General features: G+C 72.1%; 14 protein-coding genes. 11 read left to right on the forward strand and 3 right to left on the reverse strand.

All coding sequences use genetic code 11. The features are described 5' to 3' along the window. Positions 1-16 precede the first annotated feature (16 nt). Positions 17-766 (forward strand): class III extradiol dioxygenase subunit B-like domain-containing protein, encoded by a 750-nt coding sequence (locus tag OG410_RS30240; protein ID WP_329301983.1) that lies wholly within the window; start codon positions 17-19, stop codon positions 764-766. A gap of 163 nt (positions 767-929) precedes the next feature. Here the strand turns inward: OG410_RS30240 and OG410_RS30245 are convergent, their stop codons facing one another. Next, positions 930-1,193, reverse strand: coding sequence for an antitoxin (locus OG410_RS30245; protein WP_329301984.1), 264 nt, complete (start codon positions 1,191-1,193; stop codon positions 930-932). A gap of 24 nt (positions 1,194-1,217) precedes the next feature. Further along, positions 1,218-1,454, reverse strand: a complete 237-nt coding sequence (locus tag OG410_RS30250) for a hypothetical protein (protein ID WP_329301985.1) — start codon at positions 1,452-1,454, stop codon at positions 1,218-1,220. A 182-nt stretch (positions 1,455-1,636) separates the two neighbouring features. Here OG410_RS30250 and miaA point away from each other — a divergent pair, with 182 nt between their 5' ends. The 6 genes from miaA (at position 1,637) to hflX (ending at position 10,093) form a co-directional block, all read left to right on the forward strand. Beyond that, the gene (gene miaA, locus OG410_RS30255) at positions 1,637-2,575 is read left to right on the forward strand and encodes a tRNA (adenosine(37)-N6)-dimethylallyltransferase MiaA (protein WP_329301986.1); all 939 of its coding nucleotides are present in this window, start codon (positions 1,637-1,639) and stop codon (positions 2,573-2,575) included. Positions 2,576-2,682: 107 nt separating this feature from the next. After that, entirely contained in the window at positions 2,683-3,222 is a 540-nt protein-coding gene (locus OG410_RS30260) for a hypothetical protein (RefSeq protein ID WP_329304297.1), read from the forward strand. Between the two features lie 111 nt (positions 3,223-3,333). Then, positions 3,334-4,203: a diaminopimelate epimerase gene (gene dapF / locus OG410_RS30265; RefSeq protein WP_329301987.1), complete on the forward strand. Its 870-nt coding sequence runs from the start codon at positions 3,334-3,336 to the stop codon at positions 4,201-4,203. A 236-nt stretch (positions 4,204-4,439) separates the two neighbouring features. Continuing rightward, the gene (locus OG410_RS30270) at positions 4,440-6,635 is read left to right on the forward strand and encodes a RelA/SpoT family protein (RefSeq protein WP_329301988.1); all 2,196 of its coding nucleotides are present in this window, start codon (positions 4,440-4,442) and stop codon (positions 6,633-6,635) included. A 179-nt stretch (positions 6,636-6,814) separates the two neighbouring features. Then, on the forward strand, positions 6,815-8,311 hold the full coding sequence (locus tag OG410_RS30275; RefSeq protein ID WP_329301989.1) for a M1 family metallopeptidase: 1,497 nt from the start codon (positions 6,815-6,817) through the stop codon (positions 8,309-8,311). Positions 8,312-8,596: 285 nt separating this feature from the next. Further along, complete coding sequence (hflX, locus tag OG410_RS30280; RefSeq protein ID WP_329301990.1) at positions 8,597-10,093, forward strand: GTPase HflX; 1,497 nt, start codon at positions 8,597-8,599, stop codon at positions 10,091-10,093. Positions 10,094-10,199: 106 nt separating this feature from the next. Here hflX and OG410_RS30285 read toward each other — a convergent pair whose 3' ends face one another. After that, positions 10,200-11,429: a trypsin-like serine peptidase gene (locus OG410_RS30285; protein ID WP_329301991.1), complete on the reverse strand. Its 1,230-nt coding sequence runs from the start codon at positions 11,427-11,429 to the stop codon at positions 10,200-10,202. Between the two features lie 387 nt (positions 11,430-11,816). Between OG410_RS30285 and OG410_RS30290 the strand changes: the two genes are divergently transcribed. From OG410_RS30290 to OG410_RS30305, 4 genes are all read left to right on the forward strand, one after another. Further along, complete coding sequence (locus OG410_RS30290; RefSeq protein WP_443063915.1) at positions 11,817-13,268, forward strand: diaminobutyrate--2-oxoglutarate transaminase family protein; 1,452 nt, start codon at positions 11,817-11,819, stop codon at positions 13,266-13,268. Between the two features lie 224 nt (positions 13,269-13,492). Then, entirely contained in the window at positions 13,493-15,544 is a 2,052-nt protein-coding gene (locus OG410_RS30295) for an IucA/IucC family protein (RefSeq protein ID WP_443063813.1), read from the forward strand. Between the two features lie 39 nt (positions 15,545-15,583). Then, the gene (locus tag OG410_RS30300) at positions 15,584-16,435 is read left to right on the forward strand and encodes a GNAT family N-acetyltransferase (protein ID WP_329301992.1); all 852 of its coding nucleotides are present in this window, start codon (positions 15,584-15,586) and stop codon (positions 16,433-16,435) included. Positions 16,436-16,709: 274 nt separating this feature from the next. After that, positions 16,710-18,752, forward strand: coding sequence for an ATP-dependent DNA helicase (locus OG410_RS30305; RefSeq protein ID WP_329301993.1), 2,043 nt, complete (start codon positions 16,710-16,712; stop codon positions 18,750-18,752). Positions 18,753-18,757: the final 5 nt, after the last annotated feature.

Here is an 18,757-nt window from a genome sequence, read left to right on the forward strand (position 1 = left end):
CGATACGCTGCGGCTCATGCTTGTAGCCGCCGCAGTCTGCCCCTGCCCTCCGCTGCTCGTCCCCGATGTCGCCGCGGGAGCGGCCCCCGAGCTGGACGCCGCGCGCGCCGCGGTCACGGACGCGCTGGGCGTGCTCGCCGCGTCCCGTCCCGACCTGCTGGTGGTCGTCGGCCCGGCCGAGAAGAGTGGTCGCGGAGTCCATCCGGAGGGCACCCGCGGCTCCTTCAGCGGCTTCGGGGTCGACCTCGACGTGTCCCTCGGCCGTCCGGACGCCGGCGACGCGAACCGCGACACGGACGGCGAGGGTTCCGGTTCACCGGAACGTGAGCTGCCGCCCTCCCTGTCCGTCGCCGCATGGCTGCTGGAGCGCACCGGCTGGTCCGACGCCCCGGTGGAGGGGCTCGGAGTCGGGGAACCCCTGGAGGCCGAGCGGTGCGTCGAGACCGGGGCGCAGATCGGCGGGCGGGCCGGGCGGGTGGCCCTGCTGGTGATGGGGGACGCCAGCGCGTGCCGGACCCTCAAGGCGCCGGGCTATCTCGACGAGCGCGCGGTGGCCTTCGACGCGGAGGTCGCGCGGGCGCTCGGAGCGGCCGACCTCGCGGCCCTCAAGGCGCTGGACATCGATCTGGCGTACGAGCTGAAGGCCGCGGGGCGCGCGCCCTGGCAGGTCCTCGCGGGCGCGGCCGAGGGCGCGGGACTCGGCGGCGCCCTGCTGTACGACGACGCTCCCTACGGGGTGGGATACCTGGTGGCGGCCTGGTCGTAGGCCGGGGTCGGATGCCCGGCCGCACGCGGCGGACCGCCTGGGCGTGCTCCTCGGACTCCCCGCCGCTTTCTCGGACGCACCAGCCGACACGCCGTCACCGGACGCGGCGGACGGCCGGAAGCAGCCTGAGCTCTTCGCGGCCGTCCGCCGATGCGCGGGTCGTTCAGGACGCCGGGGGCGGGGCCGGCATGTCCGACGGATTCGCGTCCCCGCCGCCGCCCTTGTGCGCGAGGCTGTCCATGGCGTCCTTCGCCTTGCCGGTGCCTGTATGGATCGTGCCGCTGTACTTGTGCCTGGTCTTGTCGTCGACCACCTTCGCGGCCTTGTCGAGACCGTGAGCGACCTTGTGCCCGTGCTGTTGCGCGAGCCCGGAGACCTTGTCCTTGGCGGGCTCCAGCTTGGCTTTCAGATTGTCCATCAGACCCATGGTTCGCCTTCCCTCGCGGGACAGTCAGGTGCGGGAGCCCTTGTCGGCCTCGTTGTCGGCGGCCTCTTCGGGGGTCTGCTGCCGGGGGATGCCGGCGTCCTCCGCGGCGGTGGCCCCGGCGGTCCGAGCCGTCGCCTCGCCCTCGTTGCCGGACGAACCCTCGGCCTGCACCGCTCCCCGCGCCTCGACAGCCGGTGCCTCGACGGCCGGCGCCTCCTGGGTGGCCTTCGACCTCCGGAGAAGTCGTTCAAAAACGCCCATATCAGCTCCATACGTTACTCGTGAGGGCGAAATTCCGCGTCGCCCGGTGCGGCCCATTGCGTCAACCGGGTCACCGGTCCTCGGAACCGGCGGCCGGAACCTCGCTTGAGGGAACGAACCCGGAAGCCTGGCGTCACGCTGCTCGTTGCCGGAGAGGTCCCAGGGTTTGCGAGACTGGGACCGTGAGCAGCACACCCCCCGCACCCCGGGTCATCGCCGTCGTCGGACCGACCGCCGCAGGAAAGTCCGATCTGGGCGTCTTCCTCGCCAGGCGTCTCGGCGGTGAGGTCATCAACGCCGACTCGATGCAGCTGTACCGCGGGATGGACATCGGCACCGCCAAGCTGACGCCCGCCGAGCGCGGCGGTGTCCCGCACCACCTCCTGGACATCTGGGACGTGACGGTCGCCGCCAGCGTCGCCGAGTACCAGCGGCTCGCCCGAGCCCGGATCGACGCGCTGCTCGCCGAGGGACGCTGGCCGGTCCTGGTGGGCGGCTCCGGACTTTACGTCCGCGGAGCCGTCGACAAGATGGAGTTCCCGGGGACGGACCCCGCCGTGCGCGCCCGCCTGGAGGAGGAGCTCACCCTGCGCGGCTCCGGAGCCCTGCACGCACGGCTCGCCATGGCCGACCCCGGGGCCGCCCAGGCGATCCTGCCCAGCAACGGCCGCCGGATCGTCCGCGCCCTCGAGGTCATCGAGATCACCGGCAAGCCCTTCACCGCCAACCTGCCAGGCCACGACTCCGTCTACGACACCCTCCAGATCGGTGTGGACGTGGCCCGCCCCGAGCTCGACGAGCGCATCGCGCGGCGGGTGGACCGGATGTGGGAGGCCGGGCTCGTGGACGAAGTGCGCACGCTGGAGGCGCACGGCCTGCGCGCCGGGCGCACGGCCTCCCGCGCGCTCGGATACCAGCAGGTCCTCGCGGCGCTCGCCGGGGAGTGCACCGAGGACGAGGCCCGCGCCGAGACCGTTCGCGCCACCAAGCGCTTCGCGCGCCGTCAGGATTCATGGTTCCGGCGCGACCCCAGGGTGCATTGGCTCAGTGGGGCTGCGGCAGATCTCACAGAACTTCCGGAACTCGCACTGGCGTTGCTCGAACGACCGGTCACAGCCTGATCACGTCATGGCATCGGGACGCTCCGGCCGTCATCCGGGCCTCCGGCGCCGTGCCATCATCAAGCTTCGATCGACCAGTGAAGTCCGAGTTGGGAGGGCGCGTGGCGATGGAGGCCGGCCCTCGCGACACTGCACGAGGCACCGAGTACGGTGCTGATCGGGACGGAGTTCGTCTGAGCATCGATCCGGACGCCGACCTCGGCGTCGAGCCGGAGCTGGGCGGAGAGCGACTGAGCTCCGACGGCCCCGAGGACGCCCCCGGCGGGGTGATCGCCGACGGCCCCGGCCCCGGCGAGATGTCCCCTGAGCCGGAGGTCGAGGTAGAGCTGCGCCCGCAGCGCCTGCTGCGCATCTGGCAGCTCGCGCCCATCGTGGCGCTGGCCGCGACGGGCTCCCTGATGTTCGCCTTCCCGCTCGCCTTCGAGTTCGGCGACGGCGGTGCCGTGGTCGCCATGCTCGGCCTGCTGATCTGCCTGTGCGCCGCCGGCTGGGGCCTGATGGCCGCCCGCCGGGTCGGCTACGCGCTGCCCGGCTTCCCGCCGCGCGGCTCCGGCCGACGCGCCGACTGGCGGGTGGTGCTCGCCTACGTCGTGATCGTCGCCGCGGTGGCCGTGCTCGCCGTGGGACGCGTGGCCCGACTGCGCTGACCCCGGGCCTGTTCCACGGTGGACCACTGCGGGCCGGTGCCGGCGTGAGCGCCGTCCCGGCACCCGCACCGCGCGGGCAGGGCTGTCGTGGCGACCCCGTACGATCGAGGAATGAGCACGCGGATCGCCTTCCTCAAGGGCCACGGGACCGAGAACGACTTCGTGATCATCCCGGACCCGGAGAATGTCCTCGACCTGTCTCCCGCCGCCGTCGCCGCCCTGTGCGACCGCCGCGCGGGCATCGGCGGAGACGGTCTGCTGCACGTCGTGCGGTCCGCCGCGCACCCCGAGGCCGAGAAGATGGCGGCCGAGGCGGAGTGGTTCATGGACTACCGCAACGGCGACGGTTCGGTCGCCGAGATGTGCGGCAACGGAGTGCGTGTGTTCGCCCACTATCTCCACCGCGCCGGACATGTGGCCGAAGGGGACACCGCGATCGCCACGCGCGGCGGCGTGAAGCCCGTCCACATCGCCAAGGACGGAGACGTCACCGTCGGCATGGGCAAGGCACGCCTCCCCGAGGGCGAGGTCACGGTGAGCGTCGGCGCGCGCAGCTGGCCCGCGCGCAACGTGAACATGGGCAACCCGCACGCGGTCGCCTTCGTGGACGACCTCGCGCACGCCGGCGATCTCTTCGCACCGCCGCCGTTCACCCCGGCCTCCGCCTACCCGGACGGGGTCAACGTCGAGTTCGTCGTCGACCGCGGGCCGCGCCATGTCGCCCTGCGGGTCCACGAACGCGGCTCGGGCGAGACCCGCTCCTGCGGCACGGGCGCCTGCGCCGTGGCCGTCGCCACCGCCCGGCGCGACAACGCCGACCCCGCCGTGACCGGCACCCCGGTGACGTACACCGTCGACGTGCCCGGCGGACGCCTGGTCATCACCGAGCACGCGAACGGCGAGATCGAGATGACGGGCCCCGCCGTGATCGTCGCCGAGGGCGAGATCGACGCGGAGTGGCTGGACGGTGCGCCGCGCTGAGCAGCAGGGGACGGACGTCGTACGTCCTTGCCGTCCGTTCCAGGAAATCGAAACCGTAAACCCCAAAACCTTCGCTCGATCGGGTGATCCGTTTCACGCTCGGCGAGAGGCGGTCAACCGGGCGTGGTGGGGTCGGTAGCATCAAGCACCGGCCCGGACGGGGGATCGACACCATCCCCTGAGCCGAGTACGCCATGGGGCACCCGTCCGCCGGTCTGACGCAGCCGGAGGTGCCCATGAGTGCGGAGGCGACGAATCCCGCGAAGCCAGGCCCTGCCACGCCCGCCGACCGGCGCCCGGCGTCGCTGGAGCCCGGGGTGCCCCCGGCGCACCGCAAGAAGGCACGGGCCCGGATCGACCTGCGCCGGCTCGGGCGGGCCGCGCTGCTCGGGCCCGCGGCCCGCGACCGGCTGCCGGACGCGATCGGGCATGTGGCCGAGGCCCACCGCGCCCACCACCCCGACGCCAAACTGGAGCCCCTGCGCCGGGCTTACGTGCTCGCGGAGTCCTCGCACCGCGGCCAGATGCGCAAGAGCGGCGAGCCGTACATCACCCACCCGCTCGCCGTGACCCTGATCCTCGCCGAACTCGGCGCGGAGACGACGACGCTGACCGCGTCCCTGCTCCACGACACCGTCGAGGACACGGAAGTGACGCTCGATCAGGTCCGTGAGGAGTTCGGCGACGAGGTCTGCTACCTGGTCGACGGTGTCACCAAGCTGGAGAAGGTCGACTACGGCGCCGCCGCCGAACCGGAGACCTTCCGCAAGATGCTCGTCGCCACGGGCAACGACGTCCGGGTCATGTCGATCAAACTCGCCGACCGGCTGCACAACATGCGGACCCTCGGGGTCATGCGCCCCGAGAAACAGGCGCGCATCGCCAAGGTGACCCGGGACGTGCTCATCCCGCTCGCCGAGCGCCTCGGCGTGCAGGCCCTCAAGACCGAGCTGGAAGACCTCGTCTTCGCGATCCTGCACCCCGAGGAGTACGAGCACACCCGGGAGCTGATCGTCGAGAACGCGAGCCGGTCGGACGACCCGCTCGCGGAGATCGCCGAGGAGGTGCGCGTCGTCCTGCGCGACGCGGGCATCCAGGCCGAAGTCCTCATAAGGCCGAGGCACTTCGTCTCCGTGCACCGTGTGTCGCGCAAGCGCGGCCCGATGCGCGGTGCCGACTTCGGACGCCTCCTGGTGCTCGTGAACGAGGACGCCGACTGCTACGGCGTCCTCGGCGAACTGCACACCTGTCTCACCCCGGTGGTCTCGGAGTTCAAGGACTTCATCGCCGTCCCCAAGTTCAACCTGTACCAGTCGCTGCACACGGCCGTCACCCGCGGCGACGGCCAGGTCGCCGAAGTCCTCATCCGCACCCACCAGATGCACAAGGCCGCCGAGGCCGGAGTCATCGCGCTCGGCAATCCCTACGCCCCGCCGTCGGAGGAACAGCCGGACGGCGGAGGCGAGCGCTTCTTCGACGGCGAGCGCGCCGACCCCACCCGCCCCGGCTGGCTCTCGCGGCTCCTCGACTGGCAGCAGGGCGCCCCTGACCCGGACACCTTCTGGTCGACGCTGCGCGAAGACCTCGCCCAGGACCGTGAGATCACCGTCTTCCGCGCCGACGGAGGCTCGCTCGGCCTGCCGGAGGGCGCCAGTTGCGTCGACGCGGCGTACGCGCAGTATGGCGAGGACGCGCACGCCTGCATCGGCGCCCGCGTCAACGGCCGCCTGGCGACGCTGAGTACGGTCCTGAGGGACGGCGACACCGTTCAACTGCTCATGGGCCAGGACCCCGCCTCCGAGCCCTCCAGGGAGTGGCTGGAGCACGCGCACACGGCCGCCGCGCGGATCGCCATCCAGCGCTGGATGGCCACACACCCCGCACCCGGCGACGAGGAGGCGGCCCGGGCCTCCGCCGCGGGCCCCCGGCCGCCCGTCGCGGTCCCGCCCCGCCCCGTCGAGACGCAGACCGCCCGCCCGGCGAGCGCTGTCGCCGACCCGCCCGGCGCGTCCGTACGCATGGCCGGCTGCTGTACGCCCGTACCTCCCGACGAGGTGACCGGCTTCGCCGTCCGCGGGGGAGTGGTCACCGTGCACCGCGTGGAGTGCGCCGGAGCGGCGCGCATGAAGAGCGCGGGGCGCCCGGAGGTGGGAGTGCGCTGGGGCGACACCACTGAGTTCCGCGTCACCCTGGTCGCCGAGTCGTTCGGGCGCCCGCATCTGCTCGCCGACCTCACCGAAGCCATCGCGGGAGAGGGGGTCGCCGTCGTCTCCGCGACCGTCGAACCCCCGAGCCAGCAGCGGGTACGCCACACCTACACGCTCCAACTCCCGGACGCGGCCCACCTCCCGGGCCTGATGCGCGCGATGCGCAACGTGCCGGGCGTGTACGACGTGAGCCGCGCCCAGCATCCGGCGACCGCGGCACAGTAGACCGGGCTTCACGCGGTCGTCCGGCGGCGGGGGCGAAAACGGCGGCCCGGGCGGCCGGGCACGGGATGCCGGGTCCGGAAGCCGCGCGCTGCCCCCAAAGAGTCCTGGGACCTACTCGTTCGGGTGGGCCGGGTGCGAGTCGGCCGCGCGGAGGAGGTGCGCGCTGGTAGCCGTGGTCCATGCCGCACAACCCCACCCCCACGCCCGCACGCCCGAGAAGCCGCCGCGTCACGGCGGCCCTGCTCGCCTCGGCCGTCTCCGTCTGCCTGATCGCCGCGAGCGCCCCGGACCCGGCCGGGCCCCTGGGGGTCGGCGACCGCCTCTTTCCGACCCTCGGCAACCCCGGGTACGACGTCGAGTCGTACGACCTCGACTTCGTCTATCCCGGCCGGAACGACAAGCTGCTCACCGCCGTGACCACGATCGACGCCGTGACCACCGAGTCGCTCGACCGGGTCAACCTCGACTTCGCGCACGGAAGCGTCCGGTCGGTCGAGGTCGACGGAGCTCCCGCCCGCTTCACCAAGGCCGGCGAGGATCTGGTGGTGACACCGGCCGAACGGCTGCCCGCCGGGAGCCCGGTGCGCATCACCGTGCGGCACACCAGCGACCCGGTGAGCGCGAAGGGTCAGGACGGCGGCTGGGTACGGACCAAGGACGGGCTCGCGATGGCCGGTCAGGCCGACGCCGCGCACCTGGTCTACCCGTGCAACGACCACCCCTCCGACAAGGCCGTGTTCACCGTCCGTGTCACGGCCCCGGACGGGTACACGGTCGTCGCCAACGGACTGCCCCGAGGCACCCGCAAGGCCCGCGGTGCCACGACCTGGACGTACCGGACCGAGCACCCCATGGCCACCGAGCTGACCCAGGTGTCCATCGGCCGCTCGGCCGTGCTGCACCGGCAGGGGCCGCACGGCCTGCCCGTCCGGGATGTCGTCCCCAGCGCCGACCGCGCGGCGCTCGAACCGTGGCTGCGCAAGACCCCCGGCCAGATCGCCTGGATGGAGAGCAAGGTCGGACGGTATCCCTTCGAGACCTACGGGCTGCTGATGGCCCAGGCGCAGACCGGCTTCGAGCTGGAGACGCAGACGCTCTCGCTCTTCGAGAAGGAGCTCTTCACCCAGCCCGCCTACCCGAAGTGGTACGTCGACTCGATCATGGTGCACGAGCTGTCGCACCAGTGGTTCGGCGACAGCGTCACCCCCCGCACCTGGTCCGACGTATGGCTCAACGAAGGCCACGCCACCTGGTACGAAGCCCTGTACGCCGAGGAGAAGGCGCACAAGCCCATGGAGAAGCGGATGAAGGCGGCCTACCGGCTGTCCGACTCCTGGCGCGCCAGCGGCGGTCCGCCCGCCAGGCCCAAGGGACCCAAGCCCGGCCAGAAGATCAGCATCTTCCGGCCGAACGTCTACGACGGGGCGGCCCTGGCCCTGTACGCGCTGCGCCAGGAGATCGGGCGCGCCGACTTCGAGCGCCTGGAGCGCACGTGGGTGAGCCTCAACCGCGACGGCGTGGCCTCGACGGCCGACTTCGTGGACCTCGCCTCCGCCGTTGCCGCACGCGATCTGAGCGGCTTCTTCAAGGAGTGGCTGTACGCCGCGAAGACACCGCCGATGCCGGGGCACCCGGACTGGAAGAGCGACGCACCGAAGAAACGCAAGAGCGCGTGAGGCCCGCGCAGGGGGTCCCGGAGCGTCGGGAGTGCCCCCGGAACCCCGGGGCCGGGCCTGCCGCGGCATCCCGCGGGCAGCGATGCCCGCGGGTGTCCGGCGGGTCACGATAAGTCGCGTGACGGGCCAGGCCGTGCCGTGCGACCATCTTCGAGCCGGCGGCGCGGCCCCCCATGGAGGGTTGGTCCGGCCGGAACCGGGAATCTCCCGGTGGCCACGCGCGTTGTTCCCTTTGCGGGGCGGCGTCCGTCGGCCCGCGGCTCAGCCCATCTACGTAAGGATCCAATGACCTCCTCTTCTTCCCCTTCCCAGGACGCGCAGACTTCCGCGCAGAACTACCCCGAAGGTCTTCGGGCCGATGCCCTGATGGAAGAGGACGTCGCCTGGAGCCACGAGATCGACGGAGACCGGGACGGCGAGCAGTTCGAACGCTCCGAGCGCGCGGCCCTGCGCCGTGTGGCGGGCCTCTCCACCGAGCTCGAGGACGTCACCGAGGTCGAGTACCGACAGCTCCGTCTGGAGCGCGTCGTCCTCGTCGGTGTCTGGACCTCGGGGACCATCCAGGACGCGGACAACTCGCTGGCCGAGCTGGCCGCGCTCGCGGAGACCGCGGGAGCGCTCGTGCTCGACGGCCTCGTCCAGCGCCGTGACAAGCCCGACGCGGCCACGTACATCGGTTCCGGCAAGGCCAACGAGCTCCGGGACATCGTGATCGAGACCGGCGCCGACACCGTGATCTGTGACGGTGAACTGAGCCCCGGCCAGCTGATCCACCTCGAGGACGTCGTCAAGGTCAAGGTCATCGACCGTACGGCCCTGATCCTCGACATCTTCGCCCAGCACGCCAAGTCCCGGGAGGGCAAGGCGCAGGTGGCGCTCGCGCAGATGCAGTACATGCTGCCGAGGCTGCGAGGCTGGGGTCAGTCGCTGTCCCGTCAGATGGGCGGCGGCAAGGGCGGCGGCCTCGCCACCCGTGGTCCCGGTGAGACCAAGATCGAGACGGACCGGCGTCGTATCCGCGAGAAGATGGCGAAGATGCGCCGGGAGATCGCGGAGATGAAGACCGGCCGCGAGATCAAGCGCCAGGAGCGCCGCCGCAACAAGGTGCCCTCGGTCGCCATCGCCGGTTACACGAACGCCGGCAAGTCGTCCCTGCTCAACCGCCTCACCGGCGCGGGCGTCCTCGTCGAGAACGCGCTGTTCGCGACCCTCGACCCGACCGTGCGCCGGGCCGAGACCCCGAGCGGGCGGCTGTACACGCTGGTCGACACGGTCGGATTCGTACGCCATCTGCCGCACCACCTGGTCGAGGCGTTCCGCTCCACCATGGAGGAGGTCGGCGACTCCGACCTGATCCTGCACGTCGTGGACGGTTCGCACCCGGCACCGGAGGAGCAGCTGGCCGCGGTCCGCGAGGTCATCGGTGACGTCGGCGCGACCAAGGTGCCCGAGATCGTCGTGATCAACAAGGCGGACGCGGCGGACCCGCTGGTGCTCCAGCGCCTGCTGCGGATCGAGAAGCGTTCCATCGCTGTCTCGGCGCGTACGGGCCAGGGCATGGACGAACTGCTCGCGCTGATCGACAACGAGCTGCCGCGCCCCTCGGTCGAGGTCGAGGCGCTCGTTCCGTACACGCACGGCAAGCTCGTCGCCCGCGCCCACACCGAGGGCGAGGTGATCTCCGAGGAGCACACCGAGGAGGGCACCCTGCTCAAGGCGCGGGTGCACGAGGAGCTGGCGGCGGACCTCGCACCGTACGTCGCGGTGCCGGCCCTCCGGTAGGCGACCGGATCGGCACCCCGGCGGGCGACCGCTCGGCATGCGCGAAGGCCCGCCCCCTCCCGAGGGGGCGGGCCTTCGCGCATGCCGGCCTGTCACGTCGTGCGGGTCAGCGCCCGGCGAACTTCGCGCTCACCGAGTCGTACACACCCTTGGCCACATCGCCCAGCCGCGGGCCCGCCAGCCAGCCGAACTTGACCGGGCCGATCGAGGTGTTGGACACCAGAGCCGGCTTGCCGTCCGAACCCGTGGCCACCCAGCCGCCGCCCGAGGAACCGCCGGTCATGGTGCAGCCGATGCGGTACATGGTCGGGTCGGACTGCGCGACCGACAGCCGTCCCGGCTTGTCCGTGCACTGGTACAGCTTCTGGCCGTCGAACGGCGCCGCGGCCGGGTACCCGGTGGCCGTGATGCTCGACACCTGGGGCACGGCCGGAGCGTTGAAGTTCACCGGCAGCGCCGAACCCACCGTCTCCTCGAGGGACTTGCCGTTGCCGCCCTTCTCCGGCGTCACATGCAGCACCGCGTAGTCGTACGAGGCTCCCTGGCCGCCCGTGGAACCGCCCTGCTCGATCCACTGGTCCGAGGTCTGCGCCCAGTCGCTCCACCACACACCGTACGGAGCGACCTCCTGGCGCGGGGCGCTCTCCAACTGCGCCTCCGTCCTGCCGGCGTCGTTGTACGAGGGCACGAAGGCGATGTTGCGGTACCAGCCGCCCTTCTTGCCGGCGTGCACACAGTGGCCCGCGGTCCACACGAGGTTGGACTTGCCCGGGTGCGCCGGGTCCTCGACCACCGTCGCCGAGCAGACCATCGTGCCCTCGGGGGCGTCGAAGAACACCTTGCCCGCCTCGGGCACGCCGGCGTGGTACGACGCCTTCACGGCCTGAGCCGTCACCGGGGCCGGTTCCGGGTCGGTGACGCCCTGGTCACCGGTGAGGTCGGCGTCGTCGACGCCCTTGTTCTTGTCCGGGTCGTCCGCGCCGCGCATGCGGGCCGGGTCCCAGAGGTCCTTGATGATCGGGTTGATGAAGTCGTCGGCCTGGCGCAGCCATTCGTCCTTGTCCCAGTTCTTCCAGGCGCCGTCCTTCCACTTGTCGACATCGATGCCGTGCTCTTTGAGCTTGTCCTTGATGTCGTCCGGGATCTGGATCTTGCCGTCACCACCCTGGGACGCGGAGGCGGTCGGCTCACCGCTCGCCGTGTCGCTGCCCGAGTCGCAGGCGGTGGCCGTCAGCGTCAGGGCCGCTGCGAGGCCGACGGCGGCCAGGAGGGGGGACGTTCTGCGGCGCGCGCTCCTGCCTCGACGGGTGGCGAAGGGCGGGCGTATGGATCGCATGGTGTAACTCCCCCTGGAATCATGGGAACGGTGCGGTGCGTCTGCGGGTGCCTGAGCGGCTTGTTCGGCAGGGCCGAACGGCATCACAGACTATGCGGTCGCCATGAGGGACGGCCGACGGAACGGCAACGGTTCAGCTACGGGGGCGCTCCCGCGGTACCCGGCGGTCTCTGACGGAGAGCCATCGCGCGCGCCGCCGATCCACCCCGGCGAAGAACCGGCGAAGAACCCGGCGAGGAACCTCGAATTCACCCGCTTCCCAACGCGACCGGCGTCGTTGGTACGTACGGGGGGCCTGCCGCCTGCGTCCGGACCCTTCTGCCAACTCGCCTCTGAACAGCGGGAGGACCTGAAGTCGTGGCCGTGACCGAGTCAGTGGTGGTGCCGGTGGAGGCGCCAGGGGCATCCGAGAGGGCGCGGGACACCGGCGCCGAGGCGCCCGAGCGGGCGCGCGCCGCGCACGAAGGTATTCTGCGGCGCCAGTCGGCGCGCGAATCGGCGGCTCGCACCTACGCGCGCGCCCTTCCGATCGTTCCCGTACGGGCCCGCGGACTGACGATCGAGGGTGCCGACGGGCGCCGCTATCTCGACTGCCTCTCCGGAGCCGGGACCCTGGCCCTCGGACACAACCACCCCGTCGTCCTGGAAGCGATCAGAAAGGTCCTCGACTCGGGCGCGCCCTTGCACGTCCTGGACCTCGCGACACCGGTCAAGGACGCCTTCACCACCGAGCTGTTCAGCACCCTTCCGCCGCGGTTCGCGGACCGCGCGCGGGTCCAGTTCTGCGGACCGGCCGGGACGGACGCCGTGGAGGCCGCGTTCAAACTGGTGCGCGCGGCCACCGGCCGCACCGGAATGCTCGCGTTCACCGGCGCCTACCACGGGATGACCGCGGGGGCGCTGGAAGCGTCGGGCGGCGCGACCGACGTACGCGTCGCGCGCCTGCCCTATCCGCAGGACTACCGCTGCCCGTTCGGCATCGGCGGCGACCGCGGCGCCGAACTCGCCGCGCGCTGGACGGAGTCCCTCCTGGACGACACCAAGTCGGGCGTCCCGCTCCCCGCCGGGATGATCTTCGAGCCCGTCCAGGGCGAGGGCGGGGTCATTCCCGCGCCGGACGCCTGGACACGGCGGATGCGCGAGATCACACAGAACCGGAACATCCCGCTGATCGTGGACGAGGTCCAGACGGGTGTGGGCCGGACCGGCACCTTCTGGGCGGTGGAACACAGCGGGATCACCCCGGATGTGATGGTGCTGTCCAAGGCCATCGGCGGCAGCCTGCCACTGGCCGTCATCGTCTACCGCGACGACCTCGACGTCTGGGAGCCCGGCGCCCACGCCGGCACCTTCCGCGGCAACCAACTGGCCATGGCCGCCGGCACGGCCACCCTGGCGTACGTCCGCGAGCACGGCCTCGCCGAACGCGCGGCGACCGTCGGGGCCCGCATGCTGGACCGGCTGCGCGCGCTCGCCACGGAGTTCCCCTGCGTCGGCGACGTTCGCGGCCGCGGTCTGATGATCGGCGTCGAACTCGTCGACCCCGAAGGGCCGCCGCAGCCCACGCCCGACGGTCCCACGCCCGACGGCCCCCGCCCCGCCGCCCCCGAACTCGCCGCCGCCGTCCAGCGGGAGTGCCTGAGCCGGGGCCTGATCGTGGAACTCGGCGGCCGCCGGTCCAGCGTCGTACGACTCCTGCCTCCCCTGACGATCAGCGACGAACAGGCGTCGGCCGTGCTCGACCGGCTTGCCGACGCGGTGAGCGCGGTGAGCGCCACGGCCCTGCGCGACCGGAGACCCGGGAGGGACGGGACACGGGGTGCCGACGGTCCTGAGTGACGGCCCGGCCTCCGCCGCACCGGGCGTACGCATTCCGGTGTGACCCGCCGGAACACCCGCCCGAGGACACCACGGACCCGGCGGGCCAGGTCGGAGCGGAACCACCCGCGCCCACCGCCCTCCCCGCCCCACCGACCGACCAGGAACGCAGAGCGTGCGACGCCCGTCGGTTCCGCCCCGGTCCCGTCGCCGCACGAGCCCGAACGACCCGCAAGGAACTTCTCGTGAACACCACACCCGCATCCGACAGCCTTCCCTCCCCGTACGACAGCCCTCCCGTCCCGTACGAGCGAACGGCCGCCGGCACACCGGCCCCGTACGTGCCCGGCCCGGAGTCCGTCCCCCGGCAGACCGAGGCGGCCAGGGCGCCCGTACGGCCGGGCGGGGCCACGGTCGACCTGCTGGACCTCCTCGACCACCCCGACATCCGGACGGCGGCGCAGGCGGCGGCGGTCGAGAACCTGCTGCGCTGCTGGGCACGGGAGAACAACCTGGCCGCCCCTCACGACGGCACCCTGCGCATCCCTCTGCCGGCCAGCGGAGCGACCCTGCTCGTTCCCGTCCACCACTGGTCCCCCTCCGGCTGGCACCGCTTCGGGCTCCCCCTGCTCGCCGGAGCTCCCGCACAGGCACCGGCCGTCGACGCGGTGACCGTGGCGGCCCTCTTCGCACGGCAGACGGCCCCCGGAACACCGGCCGCGGAGACGCGTCTCCCGGCACCGCCGGCACCCCCGGCCCCCCGCGGTGAACCGGCGGCAGCCGTCCCGGACGAAGTCGACGCCCGGGACACGGACAGCCCGGCCGGTGAAGGCGCCGACCTCGTCGGCCGCGTCGCCGACTCGGTCCGGCGCACCGCCGTGTTCATCAGGGACCGCAGGGAGCACCCCGCCGACCCACCCGACCTCTTCCTCGCCGCGGAACAGGCGCTCCTCCTCGGCCACCCCCTGCACCCGACGCCGAAGGGCCGCGACGGCCTCTCCGATGCGGAGGGCAGGCTCTACTCACCCGAGCTGCGGGGCTCCTTCCCCCTGCACTGGATGGCGGTCGCCCCCTCGGTACTGGCCTCCGACTCGGCCTGGACGGAACGCGGCCGCCCGGTGTCGGCGGAGCAGCTGACCATGCGGCTGGCCGGGCCCGGACTGGCGCTCCCCGAGGGCTACGCCGCCGTACTGCCCCTGCACCCCTGGCAGATGCGCGAGGTCCGGCACCGCCCCGGGACCGCCGCCCTGCTGGATGCCGGGCTGCTCCGCGACCTCGGTCCGCAGGGCACCCCGTGGCACCCCACCTCCTCCGTCCGCACGGTCTACCGCTCCAGTGCCCCCGCGATGCTGAAACTGTCGCTGGGCCTGCGCATCACCAACTCCCGTCGGGAGAATCTCCGCAAGGAACTCCACCGCGGCGCGGAGGTCCACCGACTCCTGCGCGGCGGCCTGTTCGAGGAGTGGCACTCCGTCCACCCGGGCTTCGACATCGTCCGCGACCCGTCCTGGCTCGCCGTCGACGACCGGGACGGCAACCCGCTTCCCGGGCTCGACGTGATGATCCGCCACAACCCGTTCCGGCCCACGGACGACGTCGGCTGTGTCGCGGGTCTGGTCTCACCCCGGCCGTACGCGCGACTGGGCACGCACAACCCGGCCGAGCGCGGCCCCTTCATGCGCTCCCGGCTCACCGAGATCGTCACCGGGCTCGCCGGCCGGACCGGCCGCCCGCGCGGCGCCGTCGCCACCGAATGGTTCCTGCGCTACCTCGAACAGGTCGTACGCCCCGTGCTCTGGCTGGACAGCGAGGCGGGCATCGCGCTGGAGGCGCACCAGCAGAACACCCTGCTCCTGCTGGACGCGGACGGCTGGCCCACCGGCGGCCGCTACCGCGACAACCAGGGCTACTACTTCCGCGCGTCCCGGCGCGCGGAACTCGACCACCGGCTGCCCGGCATCGGGGCGCACAGCGACACCTTCGTCTCCGACGAGGTCACCGACGAACGCTTCGCCTACTACCTGGCCATCAACAACGTGTGCGGTCTCATCGGAGCCTTCGGCTCCCAACGGCTCGCCGACGAAAGCCTGTTGCTCGCCGCGTTCCGGCGCTTCCTCGGCGGCGTGGCCACCGGCCCGGCCCGGCTGCGTACTCCGCTGCCCGCCCTGCTGCTCGACTCACCCGTCCTGCGCTGCAAGGCCAACCTGCTCACCCGGCTGCACGGCCTCGACGAACTCGTCGGCCCCGTCGACACCCAGTCCGTCTACGTCACCATCACCAACCCCCTTCATTCCTGAGGGGCTTGGCCCACTCCGTCTCCCGAGAGGAGCGTCGTCGTGCCTCCCACCGACGAGAGCACCGACGCCGGCACCGCCCGCGCCGCCCGAGCCGCCCTGGGATCGGCGCCAGGATCCCGCACGGGCACCGGCTTCGACCCCGGCGCCGGCACAGACTGCGAGGACACGCTCGACCTGCGCCTTTCGGACGAACTGATCGCACTGTTCGCCGGGGACACCGGCTCTCGGGACGGGACCGTGGACGGGACCGCTCACAGGACCACGGAGGGCGCCGTCCACGGGGCTCGGAGCGGATCTCGGGAAGAGACCCCGGACGCGGACGATCTGCTCGACCGGGTCGGCGGCTGGGGACCGGCCAGGACGATCGCGGGCGCCCTCCACCTCGTCCCGGTGCGTGCCGGCCGCGATCTGGCTCTCGTCCACCGCTGGATGAACGACCCCGCCGTCGCGGAGTTCTGGGAGCTGGCGGGGCCCGAGGCCGTGGTCGAGGACCATGTGCTCCGCCAGCTGGACGGCGACGGACGCAGCGTGCCGTGCATCGGGGTGCTCGACGGCACCCCGATGAGCTACTGGGAGATCTACCGGGCGGATCTCGACCCCTTGGCACGCCACTACCCCGCCCGACCCCACGACACCGGGATCCATCTCCTCGTCGGCGGTGTCGCCGACCGAGGGCGAGGTCTCGGCTCCATCCTGCTCAGAGCCGTCGCCGACCACGTGCTCGACAGGCGCCCCTCGTGCGCTCGGGTCGTCGCGGAACCGGACCTCCGCAACACCCCCTCCGTGTCCGCTTTTCTGAGCGCGGGCTTCCGGTTCTCGGCCGAGGTCGACCTGCCCGGCAAAAGAGGGGCTCTCATGATCCGGGACCGGTCCTTGCGCGATCTGCTGTAGAGCCGTGGCTCTCGGCCCACGGGGCGACCCGGAGTAGAACCGTCACTCTCGGTTCGCCGGTCAGTCCTCTGTGGAGCTGTGGAGCTGTGGAGCTGTGGTTCGTGGGCCACCGACCGCCCATCGACCGCTCGTCCCGATCCGGTCCCCGTCGAGGAGTCTCCGTGTCCCACCCATCCGTCGTCCCGGACGCCCGGGAGACGCCCGCCTTGATCACGGCGTCGGTTCCCGCCTTGATCGCTCGGTTGTCAGTGGCGCCCCGTAGGCTGGCAGCGCTATGACAAAGCCCTCACTCCCCGAACTCCTGCATGCTGCCGTCACCGCTGTCGGCGGCACGGAGCGCCCCGGCCAGGTGACCATGGCCGAATCCGTCGCCGCCGCCATCGACGACAGCTCCCACCTGCTGATCCAGGCGGGCACCGGCACCGGAAAGTCGCTCGGCTACCTGGTGCCCGCGCTCGCGCACGGCGAGCGGGTGGTCGTGGCGACCGCCACCCTGGCGCTCCAGCGCCAGCTCGTGGAACGGGACCTGCCGCGCACCGTCGACGCGCTGCACCCGCTGCTCCGGCGCCGCCCCGAGTTCGCGATGCTGAAGGGCCGGTCGAACTACCTGTGCCTGCACCGCCTGCACGAGGGCGTGCCGCAGGACGAGGAAGAGGGCCTCTTCGACCCGTTCGAGGCGGCGGCGCCCACCAGCAAGCTGGGACAGGACCTGCTGCGGCTGCGCGACTGGTCGGACGAGACCGAGACCGGCGACCGGGACGACCTCACACCCGGTGTCTCCGACCGGGCCTGGGGCCAGGTGTCGGTGTCCTCCCGGGAGTGCCTCGGCGCCACGAAGTGCGCCTACGGAGCGGAGTGCTTCGCCGAGATGGCCCGCGAGCGGGCCAAGCTCGCCGAGGTCGTCGTCACCAACCACGCGCTGCTCGCGATCGACGCCATCGAGGGCGCACCGGTGCTGCCGCAGCACGAGGTACTGATCGTCGACGAGGCCCACGAGCTGGTCTCCCGGGTCACCGGCGTCGCCACCGGCGAGCTCACACCGGGGCAGGTCAACCGTGCCGTGCGCCGCTCCGCGAAGCTCGTCAACGAAAAGGCCGCCGACCAGCTCCAGTCCGCCGCCGAGGGCTTCGAACGCCTGATGGAGCTGGCTCTGCCGGGCCGCCTGGAGGAGATCCCCGAGGACCTCGGGTACGCGCTGATGGCGCTGCGCGACGCCGCACGCACGGTGATCACCGCCCTCGGGTCCACCCGCGACAAGTCCGTCCAGGACGAGGACGCCGTACGCAAGCAGGCCCTGGCCTCCGTGGAATCCGTGCACGCCGTGGCGGAGCGCATCGCCAACGGCTCCGAATGGGACGTGGTCTGGTACGAGCGTCATGATCGCTTCGGAGCCTCGCTCCGGGTCGCCCCGATGAACGTGTCCGGGCTCCTCAGGGAAAAGCTGTTCGCCGACCGCTCGGTCGTCCTGACGTCCGCGACCCTCAAGCTCGGCGGCGACTTCAACGGCGTGGGAGCGTCGATGGGGCTCGCCCCCGAAGGCACCGAGGGCGAGGACGTCCCTCAGTGGAAGGGCATCGACGTCGGTTCGCCCTTCGACTACCCCCGGCAGGGCATCCTGTACGTCGCCCGGCATCTCTCGCGCCCCGCGCGGGACGCCGATCGCGGGGACATGCTCGACGAGCTCACCGAGCTGATCCAGGCCGCCGGCGGTCGCACGCTCGGCCTGTTCTCCTCGATGCGCGCGGCCCAGCTCGCGGCGGAGGAACTGCGGACCCGCATCCCCGAGTACCCGATCCTGCTCCAGGGCGAGGAGACGCTCGGCGAGCTGATCAAGAATTTCGCGGCCGACCCGAAGACCTGTCTGTTCGGCACGCTCTCGCTCTGGCAGGGCGTGGACGTGCCGGGCCCCAGCTGTCAGCTGGTCGTCATGGACAAGATCCCCTTCCCCCGCCCCGACGACCCGCTGATGAGCGCACGCCAGAAAGCAGTCGAGGAGAACGGGGGGAACGGTTTCATGGCTGTCGCCGCCACCCACGCCGCGCTCCTCATGGCCCAGGGCGCCGGGCGTCTCGTCCGGGCCTCCGGGGACCGGGGGGTGGTCGCGGTGCTGGACCAGCGTCTGGCCACGGCGCGTTACGGCAGCTACCTGAAGGCCTCGCTCCCCGACTTCTGGTACACCACCGACCCGAACCAGGTCCGTAGATCCCTCGCGGCGATCGACGAGAAAGCCCGGGTGGCCGAGGAGTCCGCGGCGACGGCCAACGACGCGGCAGGCCAGGCGGACGAGATCGAGGCGGTCGAGGCGGAGGACGCGTAGCGCAC

This window comes from Streptomyces sp. NBC_00659 (genome assembly GCF_036226925.1).
Taxonomy (GTDB): Bacteria; Actinomycetota; Actinomycetes; order Streptomycetales; family Streptomycetaceae; genus Streptomyces.

Bases quoted from the DNA above. Each gene is read 5' to 3' on its own strand.
- OG410_RS30240 (WP_329301983.1), top strand. From the start codon at position 17: ATGCTTGTAGCCGCCGCAGTCTGCCCCTGCCCTCCGCTGCTCGTCCCC.
- OG410_RS30245 (WP_329301984.1), bottom strand. From the start codon at position 1,193: ATGGGTCTGATGGACAATCTGAAAGCCAAGCTGGAGCCCGCCAAGGAC.
- OG410_RS30250 (WP_329301985.1), bottom strand. From the start codon at position 1,454: ATGGGCGTTTTTGAACGACTTCTCCGGAGGTCGAAGGCCACCCAGGAG.
- OG410_RS30260 (WP_329304297.1), top strand. From the start codon at position 2,683: ATGGAGGCCGGCCCTCGCGACACTGCACGAGGCACCGAGTACGGTGCT.
- dapF (WP_329301987.1), top strand. From the start codon at position 3,334: ATGAGCACGCGGATCGCCTTCCTCAAGGGCCACGGGACCGAGAACGAC.
- OG410_RS30270 (WP_329301988.1), top strand. From the start codon at position 4,440: ATGAGTGCGGAGGCGACGAATCCCGCGAAGCCAGGCCCTGCCACGCCC.
- OG410_RS30275 (WP_329301989.1), top strand. From the start codon at position 6,815: ATGCCGCACAACCCCACCCCCACGCCCGCACGCCCGAGAAGCCGCCGC.
- hflX (WP_329301990.1), top strand. From the start codon at position 8,597: ATGACCTCCTCTTCTTCCCCTTCCCAGGACGCGCAGACTTCCGCGCAG.
- OG410_RS30285 (WP_329301991.1), bottom strand. From the start codon at position 11,429: ATGCGATCCATACGCCCGCCCTTCGCCACCCGTCGAGGCAGGAGCGCG.
- OG410_RS30305 (WP_329301993.1), top strand. From the start codon at position 16,710: ATGACAAAGCCCTCACTCCCCGAACTCCTGCATGCTGCCGTCACCGCT.